Here is a 16,577-nt window from a genome sequence, read left to right as displayed (position 1 = left end):
CTGTATCCGGTCTTTCTGTCAGTTCACTTGCTCAGATTTTGGCGGCGATCAGCTCGCCCATTTTTTTGGTGCCCACGGCCTGGGTGCCCGGCTCGGCGATGTCAGGCGTGCGCCAGCCTTCCGCCAGCACCGCGTCCACCGCGTTCTCAATGGCGGCAGCCTCGTCGGCCAGATGGAAGGAGTAGCGCATCATCATGGCGGCGGAGAGAATGGTGGCGATGGGGTTGGCCTTGTCCTGGCCCGCAATGTCGGGTGCGGAGCCGTGGATGGGCTCGTAGAGCCCGGGGGCGCTGTCGCCGATGGAGGCGGAGGGCAGCAGGCCGATAGACCCGGTGATCATGGACGCCTCGTCGGACAGGATGTCGCCGAACATGTTCTCCGTGGCCACCACGTCGAACTGGCTGGGGTCACGGACCAGCTGCATGGCACAGTTGTCCACCAGCACGTCGGAGTACTCCACGTCGGGGTACTCCTGGGCCAGGCGGTGCATCACGCTCCGCCACAGGCGGGAGGTCTCCAGCACGTTGGCCTTGTCCACGCTGGCCACCTTCTTCCGGCGGAGCCGGGCCAGCTCAAAGGCGCGGCGGCCGATGCGCTCGATCTCCATCTCGGAGTAGGCCATCAGATCGGTGCACTCCACGCCCCGGTCCTCTGTCTCGTAGCGGCCCCGCTTGCCGAAGTAGATGCCTCCGGTCAGCTCCCGGACCATCATCAGGTCGATCCCCTTCTCGGCGGTCTCCTTCTTCAGGGGGCAGGCGTCCGCCAGGGCGGGGCGCAGGGCGGCGGGACGCAGATTGGCATACAGCCCCAGGTCCTTCCGAAGAGCCAGCAGGGCGGTCTCGGGCCGCTGCTCGGCGGGCTTGTCGGAACCCCACTTGGGACCGCCCACGGCGCCCAGGAGCACCGCATCACAGGTCTTGCACAGCTCGGCGGTGCCGTCGGGGTAGCTCTTCCCCACCGCGTCGGTGGCGCAGCCGCCCATAAGCACGTCCACATAGGTGAAGCTGTGGCCGAACTTCTTCCCTACGGCATCCAGCACGTGTACCGCTTCGTTTACCACCTCGGGACCGATGCCGTCGCCCCGGATGAGGGCAATCTTGTAATTCATTTCGCCACACCTCTCGCCTTCAGGGAGTTGAGCAGTCCGCCGCTCTGGATGATGCCGTTGATGAACTCAGGGAAGGGCGCCGCCTGCCAGGTCTTGCCCTGGGTCTCGTCGGTGATGACGCCGCTCTGGAAGTCCACGGTCACCTTGTCGCCGGGCTGGATGGCCTCGGCGGCCTCGGCACACTCCATGATGGGGAAGCCGATGTTGATGGAGTTGCGGTAGAAGATGCGGGCAAAGCTCTTGGCGATGACGCACTTGACGCCGCAGGCTTTGATGGACAGGGGCGCGTGCTCGCGGGAAGAGCCGCAGCCGAAGTTGGCGCCGGCCACGATGATATCCCCCTCTTCCACAGTGGAGGCGAAGTTGGCGTCGATATCCTCCATGCAGTGGGAGGCAAGCGCCTTGGGGTCGGGGTTGTTCAGGTGACGGGCGGGGATGATGACGTCGGTGTCCACGTTGTCGCCGTATTTATAAACCTTCATGGCAAAGTTCCTTTCTGTTCAGTGAGAAATAGAGGTCTGCCGCGGTAAAATCAGAGCTTTTCCAGCTTGGCCGGGTCGGTGACGCAGCCGGTGACCGCGGAGGCGGCGGCAACAGCGGGGCTGGACAGGATAATCTCGGAGCTCACAGGGCCCATCCGGCCCACGAAGTTCCGGTTGGTGGTGCTGATGGCCCGCTCACCGTCGGACAGAACGCCCATGTGGCCGCCCAGGCATGGACCGCAGGTGGGGGTGGACACAGCGCAGCCGGCCTCTACCAGAGCCTGAATGTAGCCCGCCTTCATGGCGTCCAGCATGATCTGCTGGGTGGCGGGGAACACGATGCAGCGTACGCCCTTGGCCACCTTGCGGCCCTTGAGGATTTCTGCCGCCTCCTTGATGTCCTTCAGCCGGCCGTTGGTGCAGGAGCCGATGATCACCTGCTGGATGGGCATGCCCTCCACCTGGTCCACGGTGCGGGTGTTGGAGGGCAGATGGGGCAGAGCCACAGTGGGACGCAGCTGGTCCAGGTCAATGACCACCTCGCGCTCATACACAGCGTCGGGATCGGGCTCAAAGGCCTCCCACTCCCTGGTGACGCGGCCGTTGAGATAGGCTCTGGTCACGTCGTCCACAGGGAAAATGCCGTTCTTGCCGCCGGCCTCAATGGCCATGTTGGAGATGGTGAAGCGGTCGTCCATGGCCAGCTCTTTCACGCCCTCGCCGCCGAACTCCAGGGACTTGTACAGGGCGCCGTCCACGCCGATCTCACCGATGAGGTGGAGCATCACGTCCTTGCCGGATACATAGGGCTGGAACTTGCCCTTCAGGGTGACCTTGATGGCGGAGGGCACCTTGAACCAGGCCAGACCGGTGGCCATGCCCGCGGCCATATCGGTGGAGCCCACGCCGGTGGAGAAAGCGCCCAGCGCGCCGTAGGTGCAGGTGTGGGAGTCGGCGCCGATGACCACCTCGCCGGGGGCCACCAGGCCCTTTTCAGGGAGCAGAGCGTGTTCCACGCCCATCTGGCCCACGTCGTAGAAGTTGGTGATATCGAAGCGCTTGGCAAACTCTCTGGCCTGGGCGCACAGCTGGGCGGACTTGATGTCCTTGCAGGGGGTGGAGTGGTCCAGCACGATAGAGATCTTGTCCTTATCAAAGATACGGGTCAGCCCCGCTTTGTTGAACTCCGTAATGGCCACAGGGGTGGTGATGTCGTTGCCCAGCACCATGTCCAATTTGGCCTCGATCAGCTGTCCGGCCTCCACGGATGCCAGTCCGGCGTGCTTGGCCAGGATCTTCTGGGTCATGGTCATTCCCATTCTAGATTCCCTCCTGATATGTAGTGGAAGTTTTGCGATGTTTTATGAAGTTAGTATGACAGAACCCTTGCAAAAAGAATGTAACACGTGATACAATTCTCAGAGACAGACGATTCCGGCCGAAAGGGCTCTGGGAGGCGACGGCGTATGGGCGAGAACAAACGGGATATTTGGCGTCCCCTTGCCGAGGGGAGACCACCCCAGATCTATGAGCCCGGGCGACTGATCTACCTCCAGGATACCCAGGCGGAACAGTTCTACTACATCCTCTCGGGGACGGTGAAGTGCTTCCTCAGCTCGGGGGCGGGCAGCGAGCGGACCCTGACCCTCCACCACAGCGGCGAGCTGATCGGCGAGGCTGCCTTTTTTGACCGGCAGCCCCGGGTGTCCTCCGCCGTGGCGGTGACCAGGTGCGAGCTGGTGTCAGTGGACCGGCAGCACCTCTCAGATGTGTTCTCCCGCCACCCGGATCTGGCCGTGTCCATGCTGGAGTATCTGGCCCGCACGGTCCGGCTGCTCTCCGTCCATGTGGACGGCACCCTGCTCCAGGCGGATCAGCGCATTGCCCGCTACCTGCTCCGCCTGACACCGGAGGCGGACGGCACCATCCACTGCACCCACGAGGAGATCGGCGAGGCGGTTGGTGTCAGCCGGGTGACGGTGAGCCGGGTGCTGGGGGATCTGGCCAAAACCGGCGCAGTGTCCACCGGCTACCGCACCCTGAAGATCATAGACAAGGCTACCCTCCATCGCATGGCGGAGGCAGATGGCCGGTAACGGCGCAAAAGCGCTGGACGGATTTCCGTCCAGCGCTTTTTTGTTACAGAATGATGCAGATGAGCCCTCCGGAGCCCTCGTTGATGATGCGGGTCAGGGTCTCCTGGAGCTTGCTCCGGGCGTCCTCCGGCATGCGGAGCAGCTTGGTGTGCAGGTCCTCGCTGACCAACTCGTGGAAGGACTTGCCGAAGATGTTGGACTGCCAGATGGCGCTGGTGTCCCCCTCGAACTCCTGGAGCAGGAAGTTGACCATCTCCTCCGACTGCTTCTCATTGCCTACAATGGGAGAGACCTCGGTCTCGATGTCGGCCCGGATCATGTGTATTGTCTGGTACAAACAGAAGTCCGTCCACGCCCCCTTTGGATCGTAAATCGCTCTTCCCCAGAGATTGCTTTCAAATAAACGGAAACATGAATCTCGTTTTTCTTATCCCCTTCTTGGGGGTGTACTTCAATATGATCCAAAAGCGTATCAATCACCCCGATGGAGAACCCCTCGGTGAAATCCAATTCCTTCGTAATGGCCTGCCGCAGCACATCGATGGATTGCAGCATCTCCCGATTCTTTGACCGCTCCTGTTCCAGCTCGTCGAGCCGGAGACGCAGCCTGTCAATTTCCTCGTTAAAACGGCTGTTGCGTTGGGTAAACTCGTTGTCGGAAATGTGTCCTCCGATACTCAGATCCAGGAGCTTGTCCTTTCTTTTTAATATCCCCTCAATGTTGACCTTGCATTTGGCAATGTCCTCTTCGGTTTTACTCCCGTTTCCAATGGAAGTATAAAGCTGAATTAAGTCATGGATGACATCTGCCTTATTAAGCGACAGATCTTCCAGCACCTGACGCATGATAGTGTCTAACTCGGACGTATAGAGGACAGGGGCTGAACACCCCTCCCTCCCCTTTCGGCTGTACTCCTGGCACTGCCAGATCTCCTTGTTTCCACTCTTATACCGGTAGAGAGAGCGGTAGTAGGGCAATTTGTGAATGCCGCAGATAATCTTTCCGCTGTATGGGTAACGGTTTTGATAGCCTGTCTTATCCTCTGCGCTCTGCTTGGCGGAACGCTTCTCCAGAATCCAGTTTGCCTTGTCCCACAGCTCTTCTGAGACAATAGCCGGGACAACCTGCCCGCTTTCGTCTTTGTACATAACCCAGTCTTCCGGGTCGAACACCTTAATGTCCTTTGTTCGGTAGTCCAGTTTACTGCTCTTTCTGCCGCAATAATACCCTTTATACTTGGGGTTTGACAGAATTCCCCGAATCGTGCTGAACGAGAAATCGTTGCCCCGGGTGTTTTTATATCCCATGCTAGAGAGGTGCTGCGCAATTCCGCGGATACCCAAACGCTCATTGGCATAGAGGTTAAAAATGATGCGGACTACCTCGGCCTCTTCCTCATTGATGACTAAGCGGCCGTCTTTCTTTTCATAGCCCCAGATTTTATTGTTTCCCAGCACAACACCGTTTTCAATGGCGCGCTTAAAGCCGAATTTCACACGCTCTGAGATTTTACGTACTTCATCCTGCGCAATGCTGGACATGATCGTTAATCGGAGTTCCGCATCAGGCATGAGGGTATTGATGTTATCCGATTCAAACAGGACTCCCACGCCATAGCGAAGTAGATCCTGCGTATATTTAATACTGTCCAAAGTGTTGCGGGAGAAACGTGAAATCTCCTTTGTTACAATGAAGTCAAAATGGCCGGCTTCCGCATCTTGTATCATCCGGAGAAAATTTTCCCGTTTTCCGACCGTTGTACCGCTGATACCCTCGTCAACATAGCCTTCCACAAATATCCATTGAGGGTTTCGCTGGATATACTCCGTATAATAGCGGACCTGAGCCGCCAGAGAATGAAGCTGCTCGTCCTTATCTGTAGATACGCGGGCATAGTAGGTAACTCTCAGAGGAAGATCATAAATGCTTTTTCCTGAGTTGAGCGCAGTACGAATATCATATAAGTCCAAGGAACTCCCTCCTTAACTTCTGTTTGTTCCATTATAAAATCAATTTATGCGGTAGTCAATAGGCGTTTTCAATTTTAGAAGAAGCTATAAAAAGACCAACTGGTTTTTCAATTATGTTGACTATCGTAAAAAGATATAAAAAATACAGTTCCTCTACATCATGAAAAAAGCCGACTGGATTGCTTACTCCAATCGGCCTTTGCAGCATGTACTTTTTGTTTTATGTGCAGATATGAATGGGAAATGTGCCGTTTCAGGCACAGTATTAAGCCATAGCGGGTTTCCTTGCCTCAATATAGAGGTCTATGTCCTCCACAATATAATTGGCTCCCGTGGTGTGCAAAGCTTCAAAGCAGGAATACACATAGTCCCATACACGGTAACGGGTAAAGAGCTCCGCCACCTGCCTACCCGTCAAATGCTTGGCGTTTTTATAGGTTTCCACGCAATAAATGAGGAAGTCTCCTTGCCTGCTCATCTTCATACCTCCTCCGGTATCTCAAAGTTTCCCGTCTTTTTTTCTTCGTCATACATGTTGAATAAGGTAAGTGGGCTGAAATGCCACAGTTTGGTGTCCTCTTGCTCCAGCAAAGAATATACCTTGGATTCATAAAATTCTCTGGACGCAGCCACTTCATCCATGGGGTAGTTCTCACAAATCAACTGAACAACCTGGGGAACCAATAAAGTTAAAATTGCTTCAAACTTTTTATCCGCCATCAAAATTCCTCCTCTGGTACTGTACCGACAAACCGCAGATAGGACAGCGCTTTTTCCGTTGTCAACACCAACTGATTATATAGCTTCTTGATTTTGAGCTGTTCCAGGGTCTGTTCCTTGGTTAACACGCCAGCGGTATAGAGGGTAAATGTGCGGTATACATCATCATTGGCAACTGGCCCAAAGATGAAATCATAGGCTTCACCTTCATAATTGCCAGATCGGTTATCCGATACAAAATCCAGCCATGCTTCTCCCGGCTCATCAAAACGCAGGACAGAGCACTCTGAAAAAGCGATATTCTCGTCAATCTCATAAATGCTGACTTCCCTTTGGCCGTCTTTCCTGCGCTTCGTCACCTTATCCGCAAAGCTGATTGCCTGAGCCTTATTGGTTGTAGTATAAAAGCCAAATCCAAAATCTAAAAATCGATTTTGCTGGATCAGCTTGGGTTTCGATACAACCAGATTGCTACCATGATATAAAATCATAATTGTCCCTCCAATGCTTTCTCGGCAATCGCACGTTCCTCCCGCAAAGACCGGATCATTGTTTCGATATGCCTTCGTTTTTCTACTTGCTCCCGCACCGCCTCCACATCTTTTTGTGGAATATACTTGGAAATTACCCGTTTCCCCTCACGGTACTTTAGATAAAAGTAGGTGGACTTCCCGGCCTTTTTTTCAGAAATGGTGCCTTTGGGAAGCGTTCCCAATTCCTCCTGGTATTTTGCCAGCATACGGTCAATGCGTTCTTTCTCCTGCAATATAGTGCTCAAAATCAAATTCAATCTCATCACCCACCTCTATTATACACAACAAAATCAAAAAATCAATGTCAGGTTGTGTATCCCAATGAGATCCATTTCTTAGTATGTAAAAACGGTGCGGATCGCTCCGCACCGTTTCAGGGTGCTATTCCATTTTGAAAGTGCCGATCTACTTCAAAAACTATCAAAGTATGCTTTACACACGATTCAGTTTTTATTTCCTCCTGAGGCTTCGCGGAGTCGGTAACTCCCGCCCTATCTCTTCTGCTACTACAATCTTTTCTCTACAATCTTTAATCTTGCCTGTTCGTATAGTTCTCGACTGATTTCTCCCTTTATGTACAGATTTTCATTTATTTGCAGCATAATTTCTCGGATTAGCTCACTTCTCGCTTGTTCTAACATCCCATCCCCTCCATGGGACAACTATATGCTTCCTCAATTCTTTCCATGTGTCTATGCTCCAACGCAAAATAGCCGAAAATGAGACATGATTGATTTTTATTAACATACTCAACGGGAAGCCCAATTTCCGCATTTTTATGCTATGCCATAGCGTAAAGTTTCTTGGTATTGATCCCTTCTATCTAATGTTTCCAGCGGTACTACGGCACCCCGCAGATCATATGGGGCCGAGCAGAAGCCATATCGGGCCCTGGCACTTTTGCAGTTCAGCAGCTCATACTTCAACTGTGCGAAGATGTATCCTTTTAAACTCCTGCTTCCAGGGCGATACCGTTCTACCGCCTGTATCAGCCGCAAAGCAAGATTCTGATATACATCGTCTTTATCTAAGTGAGCGGCCTGTACCAAGCTGTAATTTTGACGGATTACGCAATCAATGCACCAGAGATAAGATGTTACCAGTTCGTTTCGTTCTTCGACGGACATATTGACTTTTGAATCAATACGCATCACAATCGCCTCTTCTTTCGCGTTATTGCAGATATGATCCTACTTTTGGGAAATATCGCTGACCTCAAATTCTCCTCTCAGCCAACGGACAGCCTGGCGCTTTTTGCGAAATTCCTCTGTCCATGCGTGATTGGTGGAGTTATCCACGGCAATCCATGTACGGCCCTCTTTTGCGAGGAATCGTCCACTCGGGGCCATCTGATGGATGATCTCTCGCAGTCGCTTTACGCTGACCTGTTGAATTTCAAAAGATTCCTCCCCCATATCTTTCCTGTTAATTTCTTCGTCCCAGTCGGGAAGATTTTCTAAATATCGTTTTATAAAGGGAACACGGGGAAGTAAAAAGTCTGCTACTAATCCACTGATTCCTAAAAGAAGTAAATACCCCGAAATGAGAGAAAACCCCGTTATAAAATCATCTATTCTCAAAATTCACTACCAGCTTCATAAAAATTAGGTGGCCCGGTATCCTTGCTCTAAGACATGAATACCGGGCCGTCACCATTGATTCTATTTAGCTTGCCGCATCAAGTTCCGGCACCAGGTCGGCGGCATTGACCAGCGCCATGAACTGCTGGCCAAACACCTTCGCCTGGGCTGCCTCCTCCGGGGTAAGCGTCCCGATGGTCTGGAAGTTGAACAACGCATAGGGCTTGCCCTGCTTGCTGGTGGCCTTCTCCAAGGTGATCCGGGTAACAACGCTGCTGATGGGCGTCAGGGTACTGAGCAGCCGGGTGGAGTATTTCAGGAAACGGGGCTTGCTGGTCACTGGCACCCGAACCAGCAGAGGGATGATATTGTTGGGGCGCAGAAGGAAGAGCAATACGGATTCCTTGCAGGCTTTGGCGTTGCTCTCCCCGTCCTTGCTACCAAAGTCATTGTAGGGACAGCGGGCGCAGGCTTTCCCATCGTGGGAGATGATGCTGTTCTGGCTCAGGCATACGGGCGGAGTCCCCTCTACCGGATCGGGCGTATCCCAGTAGGCCCGGGGCGTCATATAGTCCAGAATAATCCCGGTCAGTTCCTTTTCCGCCTCTTCCCCGGCCAGCCCCGGCACCGAGAATACCGTGGCTCCGCCCGAGGGAGACTTGACCACATCGAAGAGATCCAGGGACAGGGGCTGGCTCTTCAAATTGTCCCGGATAATGCTCATGGCGTTGTTGGTCAGCGCAAGGTAGCTGGAATCCACCAGGACCGGGGCGGCGTCCGCCGCGCTGCCCGTCTGCGTCTGGATGTCCTGCAAAGCCTGTACTTTCTCGCTCATGCGGCTTTTGAGTTTCGTGTTGTCCATAAGAAAACCTCCATTAGACCGCCTCTCTGATGAAGAAGCGGCGGTACGATGTTTTGTTCGCGTATTTCTGATAGAGTGCGGGGTGCTCGGCCTTCAGGGTCTTGCTGTCCAGCCGCTCCTGAGAAACGTTCTTCCAGGTGATGATCCGATTCCCGGAAGTGCCGACCTCATGCTCCCCCATCATCTGTTTCAACCGGTTTTCGGCCTGCTGCTTCTGCTGGATGACGGCCTCCAGCTGCTCACAGGCTTCGTCATATTGGAGCAGCAGTTCAGCGGCGGTATCCGGAAGAGCGATTTCGGACTTCGGCACGCTGCTGGGGAATCGCTCGGAGAGGAACCTTGCCGATGCAGAGGAACCGTCCAGCGGCGGGACCGTAAGGTCTTGTACATGCGGCCAAAAGGCGGATTCCAGTTCAATCAGCATGGCGATCAATTCCTCGTCGCGTTCGACCAGTTTCCAGCGGAAGGTATTGCCGCCAATCAGCACTGCGATATAGGCCGCTTTGTACCCGGTGACTTCCAGATAGTGCTGGACTTGGAGCATATATTCGGCGGGAACGGAGTCTTCCCACTCCCCCGCCTTGTAAGCGGAGGCGGTCTTGGCCTCGAATACGCAGGGCCCAAGATCGGGGTGCTCGCATACCCCATCCAGATTCGCCAGCATGAACGGGTGCTCCTCGCTCTGGAGAAGCTGCCTGACCAGTTCGACTTTCAAGCCCGTCCGCTTGGTAAACTCAGCCCGGACAAGGGATTCCAGCTGCGTCCCCTAATACGCGGCTTCCCCGGCCTCCTGCGCGGGGATCTGATCTGTCTTTTCCATCCACAGTTCCACAGGGGACTTATAACGGCTAATACCGCACACCACAGAGGCGTCCGACCCGCCAATGCCCAGCTTCCGGTACTCCAGCCAATCCTCATAGGGAAGGTTCTCGGTTGACGTTACAATTTTGACTGACATCATTTGACCTCATCTTTCCGGAAAAGGAGGGGCGGGGAACATACTCCCTGCCCCTGTATTGCGCCCTCTCTTATGCTGCCGCCAGCACCATCTTGTAGGCTTTGTCGATCATCGGATTGCCCTCAACGGTGCGGAGGAACAGGTTCTCATTGTAATTCCGGGTTCTGCGGATGGGCTCGGCGTGGGTGGCAAAGTCGCTGACTGCGTTGACAAAGCGATACCCATTCCGGCTGACGTGAGAGAGGTCGGGAGCGTCGAAATACCGCCGCTTCATATCGTTCAGCAGGCGGAGGTTGTTTTTCCTCTGCACCTCCGGCATGTCCTCCATGATGGGAAAGAACTCCTGCATGAACTCCATGACCTTCTTATCCGTCAGCTTGATTTTGGACAGATCATCAATACTGCGGCCCAGCTCGCCCATGTAGGTCTCGGCCAGCATCAGGGTCTCCCTGGCCTCATGGACACGGCTCATGACGTTTTCCGTGTGCTTGGTCGTCCAGATACGCTTGGCGCTGTTCAGGGCCAGATTGAGGGTGTTCTGGCAGACGACCCGGATAGGGGTCATGGCGACCTTGATGCCGCTGCTCCCGTCGTGGGAGTTCATCACCACCAGATAAGGGGCGATCTCGTCCCCGGCAATGATATAGCGGTGAGGCATCTTCGCCAGCATCCAGACCTTTTTGCCGCCCTGCAACGCCCCGGCAGTTTCGTAGGTCACGCCCTCGCCCAGCAGGTCATCGGTGAATTGAAAGGCGTCCTCGTTCTGCACCACCTTGTAGCGGTCAGACACGATACCCAGCACGGCGTTGTCGGTATTACGAATATTCGCCTTGTAGCCAGGAATCAGGGCTCCGTCGCCCGTGTAAACGTCCCTCTGCTCCACGCGCCAGTCAAGGCCGGCGTAAATCAAGGCGTCAATGGACGCGGGGGCCTCCTGGACTTCCGTACCCAGGCCGTGCCAGGGCTTTTCACGGACATAAAACATGGTTTCAACATTAGCAGGCATAAATTGATACTCCTTTCCCAATTTCATCTTTATCAGTCATTTTCACTGGCCTCACTGCCGTAGAGTCCTCTGTCCTTTAGATATTGGATCAGTTCTGGGAAACTGCCCGTATTGATAGCGGAAACAAAATCGTTCCAGGAAATGGCTTTCAACTCCTGGTCGGACAAATTGACCGCTAAATTACAGATGCAATCCACCAGCTCCAAGGCGGCAAGGATGGTGTTTGGCTTCAGCGTTCCACGGAATATGCGGAACTCCACCGTATCCGCATTTTGAAGGTTGACGCAGGCATAGCGGCCGCCGCGATAGCCCTTCTTGGCATAATCCAGGATCTCCATGGGCTGTTCCTGATAGCCATACCGGGAGGCCCAACGGTCTAACTGCCTGGGTGTTCTCCTGCTGAATCTCAGCAGTTTGTCCCAGTACTTCTCGAAGAAGTAGAGTACCCGGGCAATGGCGGCGTCTTGTTCCGGCTCTGTGGAACCAAAGGCCCTGCGGCTCACATGGATGTGGAGACCGCATGTGGAAGCCTGATGACTGCGGTAGCCCAAGGAAATCGCCTTGCGGCAAAGTTCCCTCCAGGGCATCTTATGGAGCTGGGTATCCAGACTCATGGGGTGGGTGACCAGTTCAAAGCCATTGGTCAATGACCCGTCATGCTTGATGTAGGCTCTCACCTTCTCCTGATTGGCAACGGCCAGAAGGACAGAAGCATGTGCGGAACACTCACCTCCACCGTCCATTTCAAGCTCCAGACCGAAGAACCGGGGCTCTTTCCCGTAGAAGATGGGCTCCGGTTTGTAGGAATGGCTATGGATAAGCTGCTCCTGATCCACGGCGTGGAAGCAGTGGGCGCAGTAAGGGTGTTCGTTGTGTTCGTCTGTGTTCTCATAGCAAGCCTCGCTTTCCCGGAGTACGCCGCCGCACTGACAGCATATGGTGTATCTCCTTTCGTAGCAATTCTGGCACAGCGGGGTACCAGCGTCCCCAGCGTTGTCATCCCGCCATAAGAGGGAGCCGCACTCCCGGCAGTGTACGGTGTGTTCATCCAGACAACACGCGCACAACTCCTGGCCGTCAAATCTCGTGCGTTCTTCCAGCGGCCGCGCCTGTCCACAGATGTCACAAACAAAGGTACGAATCTGCACATCATGCGCTCCCTTCAGGCGGCCCGGTCCAGGAGTTCCCGCAGGATGGGAAGCTTCGCCTGTACCGGGGCGATTATGTGCTTCCTGACACTGAGGGATGCCTGAGCGGTAAACGATTTATGAATGGTTTCCAGGCGTTCATTGGCGTCCGCTTCCAGCTGCTGGATCGCCGGCATCAGGTCATAGCCCCAGCGTATCAACGCCTTAGAGAGCAGCCAGAGGAAGCCTTCTTCGTTTTCGGAAGGGTCGTTTCTCTCATAAACGATGTGCTGACAATAATGCTCCAGGCTGGGCAATGCGTAGGACGCACACAATTCCGCATAAATACGGTCCAGCTCTTGAAACAGATGATCCGATACCAGGAGAAGGCCGATGCGGTTGACGATGGGCGAGGTGGCTTCCGTGCGGCAGCACCCCACCGCCTCCCGTAAGTCCGACAGGCGGCGGTCATACTCGGCTTTAGAGCGGAGCAAGAAGCCGTCCGGCGCACGCCCGTCGGTACAGGCGTGAAACTTCTGCTCCGCCTGCTGGTACAGTGCCGACAATTCCCGTTCCGCATTTCGCCGGGCGGCCGGCTCGCTGTGAAAACTCTCATCCCACACGAAAGCAGAGCGCCACCACCGCCCATACTCCAAATGAAGATATGGGTTGACATGGCTGGGAACGGTGTGCTCCAAATCTCGCAACAGAGTATGCACCTTTATAAAATCTTTGTTCATTTAACACCTCCGGTTTTGAATTCGCTTAAAATATATTGGTTGAAAATTTTACAAGTGAGCTACGCTATTGGGATTCGGAGTTTTGTTTTCCATCTTCCGGTGAGTGCATCTGTCTTTCGTGTGACCAGACCTCCAACGCGAGCAAAACTGCCTGACAGAACCCTTCCCGGAAAGCGGCCTCCATTACGATCTGTTCCCTCTGGATATAAGCATCCTCCAGTTCATCCAGCCACTGCGAGCCTTTTCCTAAGCGTCTTGCCAAGGCATCGCTGACCTCCAGAATGTGGCTCGTGGCATTGTGATAGCCCTCGCCGCCAAGAAACTGGCCATCTCTAAGCAGTCGTTCAATCATCGCTCTGCCACCAGCTCAACCTGCTTACTGCCCATCCCATTCGTTTGTCGTTCCTCCCTCCATCGTCGAGTAAGTGAGATCTTCATAGAAATTCCTCCCAAAATAGAGATAGCCCCATGGAGCGGTTTGCTCCATGGGGCTTCATAGGTATAATTTATATTCGTTCTTTTCTGGAAACCGGAAACACGCTATTTCAGCTTGAATACCGGCCCTTTCGCTCGGAATGGCAATCGCTTTCCCCAGGGCACCAGATAGGCGTGCTCCCGGCCGTGGAGCTGAAGCATGTCGCAGGCCCCGTCTGTGATAATCAGAACGGGGGCGTTTTTCGGAAAGGCTGCGTCGTGCTCCAGTAGGTCGATGCCGGGCTGGAGCCGGGTACCGCCTCGCCCCCGAACCTGCACCGCCCCGGCAATATCCTCCGGGTGCATTATGCCTTGGTCGTAGGGGACAGCATCGCAGAACACGACCCGAACATGGGATACATCCCTGGCATGGCCGTAACTGGCGATAGAGCCCAGGACGGCGGCCAACAGGCGCCGGTCCATGGAACCGGAGGTATCCAGCACAACACCGAAGATGCGCTGGCGTTCTATATCCGGTTCCGCTCTCCAGGCTGGGCGGGGAATCTCCGGCGTGGCGCTCTGCCTCCGGCTGAGGCGGGCGTAACTCCGGTGTTTCTCCATAGGGGCAAACTGTTCGTCAAACCACTTCGCCAGCTCCACGTCCCAGGGGATGGGCGGACGGCTGACGGCGTAGATCTCTTCCACCAGACCCACGGGCAGGAAGCCCCGTCCCTGACTGGTGTGATACTCCAACCCTTGGTAGAGCGCAGAACGGTAGTACCCGTCCAGTTCTCCGCCCTCCAGAGTGTCCCACCATGCCTCGTCCCCGTAGAGTAAGTCTTTAGGGTCTAACGTGGTATAGTAGCGGATGTCCCGGCAAAGCTGGTCATAGACACTCTCCACAGACATCCCCCGAAATGCGATGTCGTGGAGAGCGAAATCGGGCATGATCCCAAGATTCATCTCCAGAAGCCAGCCGTTGACCACGAAATCGCAGGCTACATTCCAGAGGATGGGGTTCCGGTCCTGGCGGCGTATATCGTGCCGGAGGGCGGCATGGAGAAATTCATGGGCCAAGATGAACTTCCATATTTCCAGGTTCAGGCGGAGGTCTGCATTGATGTAGAGCTCCCGAAGCTGGCAATTCACCGCCGCCACGGGGATACCCGTGCGGCGCACGGCCTCCCGGTCATCCACGATCCGAAAGGAGGCGGCCAGCGCCCCCAGCAGTGGGTAGCTGGACAGGAACCAGTCCCGGGCCAGAACATAGTCCGGCCTCCACCGTCCACTGCGGCTCCCTAACCGGCTGGAACTGCACAGCGCCTCCTGGATCGCTGCCTGGATAGACTGGGCGAACAGGTCAGGGAAGGAGGCTTTGGGCGGCTCTCCGGTCCACCGCATGTCAGGACGGCCATGGGCCATTGTACTGAAGACACACTTCGACAACAATTCCGGCTGCTCTTTCAATAAACGATATATCTGCTCCTCGCTTTTGACCGGAACAGGCGGCAGCTGCTGAAACTCCGGCGGCGGGGCGCCCAGGTGACTGCTCCGAAGGAAATCTGTAACGATTAGGTCGCAGGCCGTGGTCCAAGACGGATCGTCCATCCGCTCTTTTTGGAAATGGCCCATGCCGAGGTGGAGCAGGCAGTGGGTAAGCACATACTCCCACTCTCCCACTGTGCCCAAGTGAGAAGTATTTAGAACAACTTCTCCCTGGTTCGTCACCCAGGCCCAGTCATCCTTTGCCATCTGGCCCTGTTTACCTGGGTGAAGGTGGACGCCCCAAGCCAGACGGCCCAGCATCCCGTCCCGGACTCTTTCCCAGGCCGCCTCATACGCTGGCCGCTCCGCCTGCCGGCCCTTCTGATGCTTGCCCATCGTCACCCCTGCCTTTTCGCCAGGGCGGGCAGTTCCCGCACCAGCTCCGCCAGGAACCAGGCGGGGAGTGTATCATCCCCCTCCGGCGTCACCGCCATTTGCGCCATCTCCAGGCTAAGATTGGACAGTTCCAGCAGCAGCTCCTTGGCGCGGGCGGCCAACTGACCCGCTTCTCCGCTCAACTGGCCCCGGTTCCGGGGGAGTTCCTTTAACAGCCGTGCCCGGAGACTTTGCGCCAGGAAGTACAGAATGTCCCAATCCTCCGGTTTGTCCGGCCACTTCTGCTCCCCGTGTATGATTTTGTTGAGGGAATACTGACCCCGCACCTGCCGGACGTAGGCGCAGAACTGTGTGGCGTGTGCGGCGGTCAGGCATCCATTTGCCAAAACGGACAGTTCTTTGCCCTGGATTCCGTTTCCGTAGCTGGTGATGGCGTCACTGAGCATGTGCCAGCTCCGGGGCGTGGAGAAGGGCGCTTCCGTCTTGGGCGGCGGGCTCCAAAGCTGATCCGGGCGGGCACAAATATAATCATAGACCCATGGGTGGATGCCGTTCTGCGCCGCCCACTCCAGCCAGAGTCGGGTATCCGCCCGCAGCTCCACATGGAACATGCGGTTGAGCAGAGCTGAAGAGATGGGGCGGGTGATGGCGTTGTCCTGGGCTCGGTTGCCCGCCCCGATCACCATAGAGCCTTGTGGCAGGTGATATTCCCCCACCCGGCGTTCCAGGATGAGGGAGTAGAACGCCTTCTGAACCTCCTGGGAGCAGGCGTTGAGCTCGTCCAGGAACAGGCAGTAGGGCTCGTCCTGGGCGATCATCCTGGGCGGGCAGAACATGCTCCGCCCGTTTACGATTTGGGGTACGCCGATGATGTCCTCCGGGGCCAGCTGACTGCCCAAAAGGGACACACAGGGCAGGCCCACTTGCTGAGCAAACTGTTCCACGATGGCGCTTTTGCCGATTCCGGGAGGCCCCCAAATGAACACCGGCCGCACAAGGCCCACGTTCAGCAGGACGTCCAGGATAAGGTAGAATAAGTTTCGCAAAAAGAAAAAGAGACATGGTTTGCAGATCTCTGGTAGAATGAAGTCGCGACACA

19 protein-coding genes and 2 pseudogenes are annotated in these 16,577 nt (G+C 55.4%); 2 read left to right on the top strand and 19 right to left on the bottom strand.

Annotated features, from left to right (window positions below; translation table 11 throughout):
- Positions 1–31 precede the first annotated feature (31 nt).
- Genes leuB through leuC form a run of 3 tightly spaced genes read right to left on the bottom strand, consistent with a single transcriptional unit; the run spans position 32 to position 2,909 of the window.
- The gene (leuB, locus tag WMO64_RS14775) at positions 32–1,108 is read right to left on the bottom strand and encodes a 3-isopropylmalate dehydrogenase (protein WP_294518302.1); all 1,077 of its coding nucleotides are present in this window, start codon (positions 1,106–1,108) and stop codon (positions 32–34) included.
- Positions 1,105–1,590: a 3-isopropylmalate dehydratase small subunit gene (locus WMO64_RS14770; protein ID WP_294518300.1), complete on the bottom strand. Its 486-nt coding sequence runs from the start codon at positions 1,588–1,590 to the stop codon at positions 1,105–1,107. Before WMO64_RS14770 ends, leuB begins: the two co-directional genes overlap by 4 nt.
- A gap of 50 nt (positions 1,591–1,640) precedes the next feature.
- A complete protein-coding gene (gene leuC / locus WMO64_RS14765; RefSeq protein WP_349232459.1) occupies positions 1,641–2,909 on the bottom strand; it encodes a 3-isopropylmalate dehydratase large subunit in 1,269 nt (422 codons plus the stop codon).
- A 147-nt stretch (positions 2,910–3,056) separates the two neighbouring features.
- Here leuC and WMO64_RS14760 point away from each other — a divergent pair, with 147 nt between their 5' ends.
- On the top strand, positions 3,057–3,686 hold the full coding sequence (locus tag WMO64_RS14760; RefSeq protein WP_349232458.1) for a Crp/Fnr family transcriptional regulator: 630 nt from the start codon (positions 3,057–3,059) through the stop codon (positions 3,684–3,686).
- Between the two features lie 43 nt (positions 3,687–3,729).
- Here the strand turns inward: WMO64_RS14760 and WMO64_RS14755 are convergent.
- The 12 genes and pseudogenes from WMO64_RS14755 to WMO64_RS14700 all read right to left on the bottom strand — a co-directional run.
- Positions 3,730–4,014 (bottom strand): annotated as a pseudogene (locus tag WMO64_RS14755) (sporulation stage IV protein A); the annotation flags it as partial.
- Positions 4,002–5,657 carry a recombinase family protein gene (locus tag WMO64_RS14750; protein ID WP_349232457.1) on the bottom strand — a complete coding sequence of 552 codons (1,656 nt, stop codon included), beginning with the start codon at positions 5,655–5,657 and terminating at the stop codon, positions 4,002–4,004. The pseudogene WMO64_RS14755 and the gene WMO64_RS14750, both read right to left, overlap by 13 nt.
- 265 nt (positions 5,658–5,922) lie before the next feature.
- Positions 5,923–6,135, bottom strand: coding sequence for a DUF3791 domain-containing protein (locus WMO64_RS14745; RefSeq protein WP_206424065.1), 213 nt, complete (start codon positions 6,133–6,135; stop codon positions 5,923–5,925).
- A gap of 2 nt (positions 6,136–6,137) precedes the next feature.
- Entirely contained in the window at positions 6,138–6,377 is a 240-nt protein-coding gene (locus WMO64_RS14740) for a hypothetical protein (RefSeq protein ID WP_294547321.1), read from the bottom strand.
- Complete coding sequence (locus tag WMO64_RS14735; protein ID WP_349232456.1) at positions 6,377–6,868, bottom strand: DUF3990 domain-containing protein; 492 nt, start codon at positions 6,866–6,868, stop codon at positions 6,377–6,379. The genes WMO64_RS14740 and WMO64_RS14735 overlap by 1 nt, the downstream gene beginning before the upstream one ends.
- Positions 6,865–7,173 (bottom strand): DUF6788 family protein, encoded by a 309-nt coding sequence (locus WMO64_RS14730; protein ID WP_349232455.1) that lies wholly within the window; start codon positions 7,171–7,173, stop codon positions 6,865–6,867. The genes WMO64_RS14735 and WMO64_RS14730 overlap by 4 nt, the downstream gene beginning before the upstream one ends.
- 513 nt (positions 7,174–7,686) lie before the next feature.
- Entirely contained in the window at positions 7,687–8,061 is a 375-nt protein-coding gene (locus tag WMO64_RS14725; RefSeq protein ID WP_349232454.1) for a hypothetical protein, read from the bottom strand.
- Positions 8,062–8,100: 39 nt separating this feature from the next.
- On the bottom strand, positions 8,101–8,490 hold the full coding sequence (locus WMO64_RS14720) for a hypothetical protein (RefSeq protein ID WP_349232453.1): 390 nt from the start codon (positions 8,488–8,490) through the stop codon (positions 8,101–8,103).
- 85 nt (positions 8,491–8,575) lie between these two features.
- Complete coding sequence (locus WMO64_RS14715) at positions 8,576–9,352, bottom strand: hypothetical protein (RefSeq protein WP_349232452.1); 777 nt, start codon at positions 9,350–9,352, stop codon at positions 8,576–8,578.
- Between the two features lie 13 nt (positions 9,353–9,365).
- Positions 9,366–10,310 (bottom strand): annotated as a pseudogene (locus tag WMO64_RS14710) (YqaJ viral recombinase family nuclease).
- A gap of 70 nt (positions 10,311–10,380) precedes the next feature.
- Positions 10,381–11,316 carry a DUF932 domain-containing protein gene (locus tag WMO64_RS14705; RefSeq protein WP_349232451.1) on the bottom strand — a complete coding sequence of 312 codons (936 nt, stop codon included), beginning with the start codon at positions 11,314–11,316 and terminating at the stop codon, positions 10,381–10,383.
- 32 nt (positions 11,317–11,348) lie between these two features.
- A complete protein-coding gene (locus tag WMO64_RS14700; protein WP_349232450.1) occupies positions 11,349–11,993 on the bottom strand; it encodes an amidoligase family protein in 645 nt (214 codons plus the stop codon).
- Positions 11,994–12,029: 36 nt separating this feature from the next.
- Between WMO64_RS14700 and WMO64_RS14695 the strand changes: the two genes are divergently transcribed.
- Positions 12,030–12,326 carry a hypothetical protein gene (locus WMO64_RS14695; protein ID WP_349232449.1) on the top strand — a complete coding sequence of 99 codons (297 nt, stop codon included), beginning with the start codon at positions 12,030–12,032 and terminating at the stop codon, positions 12,324–12,326.
- 152 nt (positions 12,327–12,478) lie between these two features.
- On the opposite strand, the gene WMO64_RS14690 is transcribed toward WMO64_RS14695, so the two are convergent.
- The 4 genes from WMO64_RS14690 to WMO64_RS14675 form a co-directional block, all read right to left on the bottom strand.
- The gene (locus WMO64_RS14690; protein WP_349232448.1) at positions 12,479–13,183 is read right to left on the bottom strand and encodes a hypothetical protein; all 705 of its coding nucleotides are present in this window, start codon (positions 13,181–13,183) and stop codon (positions 12,479–12,481) included.
- 64 nt (positions 13,184–13,247) lie between these two features.
- Positions 13,248–13,535, bottom strand: coding sequence for a hypothetical protein (locus tag WMO64_RS14685; RefSeq protein WP_349232447.1), 288 nt, complete (start codon positions 13,533–13,535; stop codon positions 13,248–13,250).
- Between the two features lie 188 nt (positions 13,536–13,723).
- Complete coding sequence (locus WMO64_RS14680) at positions 13,724–14,998, bottom strand: vWA domain-containing protein (protein ID WP_349232446.1); 1,275 nt, start codon at positions 14,996–14,998, stop codon at positions 13,724–13,726.
- 482 nt (positions 14,999–15,480) lie between these two features.
- Positions 15,481–16,482 carry an AAA family ATPase gene (locus WMO64_RS14675; RefSeq protein WP_349232471.1) on the bottom strand — a complete coding sequence of 334 codons (1,002 nt, stop codon included), beginning with the start codon at positions 16,480–16,482 and terminating at the stop codon, positions 15,481–15,483.
- Positions 16,483–16,577 lie beyond the last annotated feature (95 nt).

Origin of the sequence: Pseudoflavonifractor intestinihominis, assembly GCF_040096055.1 — a bacterium.
GTDB classification, from domain to species: Bacteria; Bacillota; Clostridia; order Oscillospirales; family Oscillospiraceae; genus Pseudoflavonifractor; species Pseudoflavonifractor intestinihominis.
Note: the sequence above shows the minus strand (reverse complement) of the source record. Positions and strands in the feature narration are given on the sequence as shown.